The 6,301-nt window shown below is 42.4% G+C and carries 4 protein-coding genes; all 4 read right to left on the bottom strand.

The window, feature by feature from the left end:
• Positions 1-202: 202 nt before the first annotated feature.
• Complete coding sequence (gene secA / locus ACIR131C_RS0110985) at positions 203-2,986, bottom strand: preprotein translocase subunit SecA (RefSeq protein ID WP_028090233.1); 2,784 nt, start codon at positions 2,984-2,986, stop codon at positions 203-205.
• 244 nt (positions 2,987-3,230) lie between these two features.
• Entirely contained in the window at positions 3,231-3,380 is a 150-nt protein-coding gene (locus ACIR131C_RS24520) for a hypothetical protein (protein WP_196811754.1), read from the bottom strand.
• Between the two features lie 99 nt (positions 3,381-3,479).
• The gene (locus tag ACIR131C_RS0110980) at positions 3,480-4,970 is read right to left on the bottom strand and encodes a sensor histidine kinase (protein ID WP_028090232.1); all 1,491 of its coding nucleotides are present in this window, start codon (positions 4,968-4,970) and stop codon (positions 3,480-3,482) included.
• 355 nt (positions 4,971-5,325) lie between these two features.
• Complete coding sequence (locus ACIR131C_RS0110975) at positions 5,326-6,168, bottom strand: lysophospholipid acyltransferase family protein (RefSeq protein ID WP_028090231.1); 843 nt, start codon at positions 6,166-6,168, stop codon at positions 5,326-5,328.
• Positions 6,169-6,301 lie beyond the last annotated feature (133 nt).

The following is a 6,301-nucleotide window of genomic DNA, read 5'->3' as shown; positions in this document are numbered from 1 at the left end:
ACTCTTGTGGTGCGGGCATCTTGCCCGCACAAGGTGTACCTCACTCAAAGCTACTTGCTGTATCTCTCCCTAAACCCTCCTTCCTTCGCGCTCTTCGCTCCTTCGTGGTTCATTTCTTCCCTGCTGACCATAAAATAAAAGACGCAGAAAACGGCTCTGTCGTGCCTCTGCGCCCGTAGCCAGAAAAAACCCTTAAACCATCTTACCAAGCCTGTACAGTAGGCTGTGCTTGAGGCTGGAACATAAACAGAGAATAAACCACATCACGGCGGATATTCACCATCATATCCAAGAACAACTCATAACCCTCGCTCTTGTACTCAATCAGCGGGTCCTTTTGTCCATAACCACGCAAGCCAACGGACTCACGCAAAGCATCCATTTGTTGCAGATGTTCCCGCCACAAAGTATCAATGCGTTGAAGAATAAAAAAGCGTTCCCCTTGGCGCATTAATCCTGGTTGAATTTGGTCAATTTGCGCTTCTTTGAGATCATAAGCAATTCGCGCTTGTTCATGGAGGAAAGCTTTAATTTCCAAAATTCCCATATCTTCCAACTGGCTAGACTGCATATCAGCCAACAGGTAAACAAACTCTTTTACCTTACTCACTAACTTCTCCAATTCCCATTCTTCCGAAGGTAAATCAGGGTTAATGTAATAATCAACGATGTCGTCCATGGTTTTTGCAGCGTATTTGATCACCTGTTCCTTCAAATCTTCGCCTTCCAAGACCCGACGACGTTCCGCATAAATAGCCCGACGTTGGTTATTCATCACCTCATCATACTCAAATACCTGTTTACGGATATCATAGTAATAGGTTTCTACCTTTTTCTGCGCTCCTTCTAAGCTGCGAGTCAACATACCCGATTCAATAGGCATATCTTCTTCGACTTGAAACGCATTCATCAATCCAGCAACGCGATCGCCCCCAAAGATGCGTAATAGGTTATCTTCTAAACTGAGGAAAAATCTTGTAGTTCCGGGGTCGCCTTGTCTTCCCGCCCGTCCGCGTAACTGATTATCAATCCGTCGTGATTCATGGCGCTCTGTACCAATGACGTGCAAACCCCCTCGTGCTACTACTTGATCATGTTCGCGGCTGGTAAATTCCTCATATTCACGTTTAATCTCTTGGTAGGCCGCCCGCAATTTCTGAATTACCACATCATCCGTAGGGGCTTTTTCCGCCGCTACAGCCACTTTGTCTTCTGCTTCCAACTCCGGTAAACTACGTTCGCCGTAAGCCTTTACAGCCGCCTCTACAGCCGCTTTTAAAAGCTGTTCTGTTTCCTTTGTTAATTGGGTGGGGAAAATTTCTGGAGAAGCCCGCCAAGTTTTCACCTTTTTCCCCGGGACAAAACCCTGTCCACCACCGCTACCACCTATAGGTAGTCCAGAAGCCCTCTGGATACCAAAACTATCATCATCTTCCGGTGTGACAATGCGGGGCATAAAATATTCCCGCAGTTTCAACCTGGCCATATACTCAGAGTTACCACCGAGAATGATATCTGTACCACGTCCCGCCATGTTAGTAGCGATAGTTACAGCCCCACTGCGTCCAGCTTGGGCGATAATTTCCGCTTCTCGTTCTACGTTTTCTGGTCTAGCGTTGAGTAACTCATGGGGAATTTCCATTTCTTTCAGGAGTCGGCTCAGGAGTTCAGATTTTTCGACGCTAGTTGTTCCCACTAACACAGGTCTACCATTTTCGTGCATTTCGGCACATTCTTTAGCGATCGCTCTCCATTTCCCTGATTCGGTTTTAAACACCATATCAGATAAATCTTCCCGTCTTCTGGGCTGATTTGTGGGAATAATTGTGACTTCTCGTTTATAAATCTTTTCAAATTCCACTTCTTCGGTTTTTGCAGTTCCCGTCATTCCCCCTAACTTGGGATACAGCAAAAACAGGTTTTGATAGGTAATGGTCGCCAAAGTTTGGGTTTCTGGCTGAATTTCTACCCGTTCTTTCGCCTCAATTGCTTGGTGTAATCCATCACTCCATCGCCTACCGGGCAATACCCGCCCCGTAAATTCATCCACAATCACAACTTCATCATTGCGGACAATATAATTAACATCTTTGAGAAACAATTCCTTCGCTTTAATCGCATTAAAGATAAAATGCGCCCAAGGGTCTTCTGGGTCAAATAAATCTTTCACATCTAGTTGATTTTCCGCCTCAGCAAAACCCTCATCCGTCAAAAGAACATTACGATCCTTTTCGTTAACTTCGTAATGTTCATCTTTTTTGAGAGTGAAAGAAATTTCCGCAGCTTGTAAGTATTTTTCCGTAGGTCTTTCCACCTGACCAGAAATAATCAGAGGTGTCCGGGCTTCATCAATCAGGATTGAATCTACCTCGTCAATGACACAGAAATTAAATGGCCGTTGCACCACCTCGGACATAGAGGTAGCCATATTATCCCGCAGGTAATCAAAACCTATTTCACTATTCGTTACATAGGTAATGTCACAATCATAATTTTTTTTGCGTTCACTGGGGGTCATTGTAGACTGAATTAACCCCACACTCAAACCCAAAAACCGATGGACTTGACCCATCCATTCTGCATCCCGACGGGCTAGATAATCGTTAACGGTAATTACGTGAGCGCCCTTACCAGTTAAGGCATTTAAGTAACTTGGTAAAGTCGCTACCAAGGTTTTTCCCTCACCGGTTTTCATTTCAGCGATTTGCCCATTGTGAAGGATTATACCGCCTTGTAATTGAACATCAAAGTGGCGCAATCCCAAAACACGCCGACCTGATTCCCGAACCACAGCAAAGGCTTCTGGCAAAATATCATCTAGGGTTTCACCTTTGGACAGTCGTTGTTTAAACTCGACGGTTTTAGCCCTTAACTGTTCATCAGAAAGCGGTTTAATATCTTCCTCTAAGAGGTTAATTTCTGTAATGTCAGGTTGGTATTTTTTAAGTTTACGAGCGTTGGGATCGCCCAACAAAAGTTTTAGCATGGCAGTTTATAGAATTAAATCAGAAAGGATGGAGATTCAAGCTTTGGCTATATGATTATAGACGTTTAATCTAACCCAGCCGCTTTGCTTATGGGTGGGTGGAAAATGAGAATTTACTCAAAAACCGAATTAAAAAACTGATCACTTATATACAATGAGTGGTTTTAATTATTATTTTAATATTGAAACCGTCTAATCGTCACATTTTGCCGTGAGAAATTATGTTTCGCACAAAGGCACAAAGTTAAGGGTTTACAGGATTTGCACCGTGGGCGCTGGTGGCGAATCCGAATATACAGCCCATAGCCACACTTGAGCCAAAAATCACTAACATCACGATGAGTAGTTGACGTTTTAGTCGCTGGTGGGATTTACTTTTAACTAAATTTGGCATAAAGTTGAAAATAGCAATGTTTATTTATTTGTTACCAGCGTGTAGAAGAAAATTTCCCAAAATAAGAATTGCCTATGACAGAGAAAAATTCAGAGTTATCTAACTTTCTACAGGCAAGAAAATCGTCAACACTTCGCCATTTTGAGGACGTTGACGGACAATCAACTTGCCACCAATTGCTTGAAATAAATGCTTAGTTGCAGCCATATTTAAAGTAATTACGCCTGTTTCTGGTTGGAACATTAATAATTGGCCTAAAGATTTACGAATTGGTGGTGTTGTCATGGAGCTTTGGGAATCTTGACAATTAAACTGAGGTGACAATTGTAATTTTAGTTGATCACCAGCGGTCATTACTTGGACTTGAATACAACTACCGGGGGGTAAACTGCGGGTAAAATTCTCCATTAAACCTGTGAGTACCCGGTCTAGCATAGCAGGATTACTCACCACCGTTGGCAGTTGTTTAGGTAAGACCACATTTAAAGTTAAATTACGGCGAGTTGCCGCTTGTTGCCAACGGGGAATACTTTGCTTTAATACTTGATCTAAACACATCGGTGTGAGTTGGCCATGGACTGACTGAGACAATTTTGAGACCAAGGGTTGCTGAGATAAGTTTTCTAATTCGGCTGCCTTAAATAATAACTCCATTCTGTCAATTTGATCAGTACATTCATGATCAATAACTTCCAGACGACTGATAACATTGACAGGTAAATCCTGGTGTTTTAATAGCAACCGTGTCATCATGCGAATTGTTGTTAAAGGGGTGCGGACTTCATGGGCAAAAGCTTGTAGTAATTCTACATCAGGACGAGATGGATGTTTTGGCGGTGGAGTAGGTGAAGGAACAGATGATAAAGTATGGGTAACTTGTGGATTACTTTCTGGGATAGTTAATTCCTGAAGTAATAATTTACTAAATTGCATGATAGTGTGATAGTCTGGAGCAACTAAAGGATAGTTTTGGACTTTAGTATCTAAATCAGCAAACAATTCTGGATTAGTTAAAACTACCCTAGAGCCTAAAGATTGCCAAGCTTGTTGTACTATTTCTGGTGCAAAGGAAAATAAAAACTCTTTCTGACCATTTTCAAGTTCAGACAAAACCAGCACTAATCTAAATTCATCTGTGAAGACTAAACAAAACTGCTCTGCTGCCAGAGGATCAGCCGGTAATAAAGGTAAAATAGATTCTTGAAAAGTAGGAGTTTCAGGAGAAATAGTTTCTATATTATTAATGTTATTAATGTTATTAATGTTATTTACATTCTGGAGGATTTCTGAGGGGATAATAAACGGCATCAAAGCCAAAGGGTTAAAAGGTTTTGCGGTAAAAGTTATTGTTTGTAAATGTTGTGTTAGTTCTGGGTGACTAAATAAGGGAGCAGGTGCGGCTAACACCAAACCTGGGTTAGTATGGGGTAAAGTCGTAGCCAGAGACCGGAAAAAACCCAACAGCAGGTTTTCCGTGGCCGCGAGACTAACACGCCATTGATGTTCAGCCTTAGCAGTGGAACAGTCAGCCACAGGAGACTGACTTGCGGATAAAACTTCCTTGAGACTTGGCAAAATCCATTTATACACAGGTTTTTGTCCCTTGATTGCAAAATTGCTACAGTAGCTAACGGTGGCTAGGGAGATATTTACACCTTATAATCATGGGATTATAGACCTTGCTGTGAAGAAGTCAAAGTCGTACAACCGAACAATTGAGGTGCAATTTCCTCAATTTTTGACTTTTTCAGCGTCAAGTCTCAGGTAACAGAGTCCAACTTGTTATTATAGCAGTTCCTGGTATTATGAAGTACAGATATTAATAATAAAAATCTTGTGGTGCGGGCATCTTGCCCGCATCAGGTGTACCTCACTCAAAGCTACTTGCTGCATGAATCCGTTATTAATTAAAAATACCTGGCGACTAGAGACCGCCAGGCTAACGTTAATAAGTGGCTTGTTGGATGAGAGTATCTAACTCCTGCTGCATTTTGCTTCTGACTAACTCATAACATTCATTAACATAGGCGCGATCGCTTGCGGCTTGTTTCCCATAGCGTGGGAACACAATCGGGGGACAAACCCTAGTATAGATAGATATGGGTAAGGGAATATTGGGTAACGGACCAAAAGCCAGTCCCCAAGGTAATCCTAGATAAATAGGAAAAACCAAAGGGTCAACTCCAAATATCCAAGGCATCCCCATGTTATGGAATTTCTGCATGATCTGATATATATCAGCTAGAACAATCAGGGTATCATGTGAACCCCAGGAAATCGCCGGAACAATCGGCACATTTTCCCGCAGTGCTAACTTGATAAATCCCTGTCGTTGAGCAAAGTAAATTTTATCTCGCATTGCATGGGGGCGAAAGACATCCTCAGCACCACCAGGATAGACTAAGACACTAGCCCCAGCCCGCAAAGCCGCGTAAGCCATTTTGGGATGCGCTCTGACTGCACCGGCTTTCATCGCCATTTCTGCTGCTGGAGGGAAGACATCCCAAACCTTGGGGTGCATTAACCCATAAATCTGTCTTTCCACACCAAAGCGACGATACCAATCATATAACATCATTGATGTATCTGGAGATGCTAGTCCGCCATTATGAGAACCGACAACGAGAATTTTTCCATCTGGGACATTTTCCCAGCCACTGGTTCGGACTCGAAAGTAGAAGTTATATAACAAGCCCAATATGGGCATCATAGATTCGATGAACTTTGGATCTCGTTGATCCAAGGACCACCCTGTATTAGTGTTTTGAAGATGTTGCAGTTTTAACATCAGGGAATTTTTCGGGATTTACACGGATGAAATAATCCGTTATTTTGCAGTTTTATCTAGCCTAACGTAAGCTTTCCAATATTTCCCGTACTCCGAAATAGACAACTAACGCAGTTAACCAAGGTCAAACAGT

The organism is Dolichospermum circinale AWQC131C (assembly GCF_000426905.1).
In the GTDB taxonomy this organism is placed as follows: domain Bacteria; phylum Cyanobacteriota; class Cyanobacteriia; order Cyanobacteriales; family Nostocaceae; genus Dolichospermum; species Dolichospermum circinale.
Note: the sequence above shows the minus strand (reverse complement) of the source record. Positions and strands in the feature narration are given on the sequence as shown.

Bases quoted from the DNA above. Each gene is read 5' to 3' on its own strand.
- secA (WP_028090233.1), bottom strand. From the start codon at position 2,986: ATGCTAAAACTTTTGTTGGGCGATCCCAACGCTCGTAAACTTAAAAAA.
- ACIR131C_RS0110975 (WP_028090231.1), bottom strand. From the start codon at position 6,168: ATGTTAAAACTGCAACATCTTCAAAACACTAATACAGGGTGGTCCTTG.
- ACIR131C_RS24520 (WP_196811754.1), bottom strand. From the start codon at position 3,380: ATGCCAAATTTAGTTAAAAGTAAATCCCACCAGCGACTAAAACGTCAA.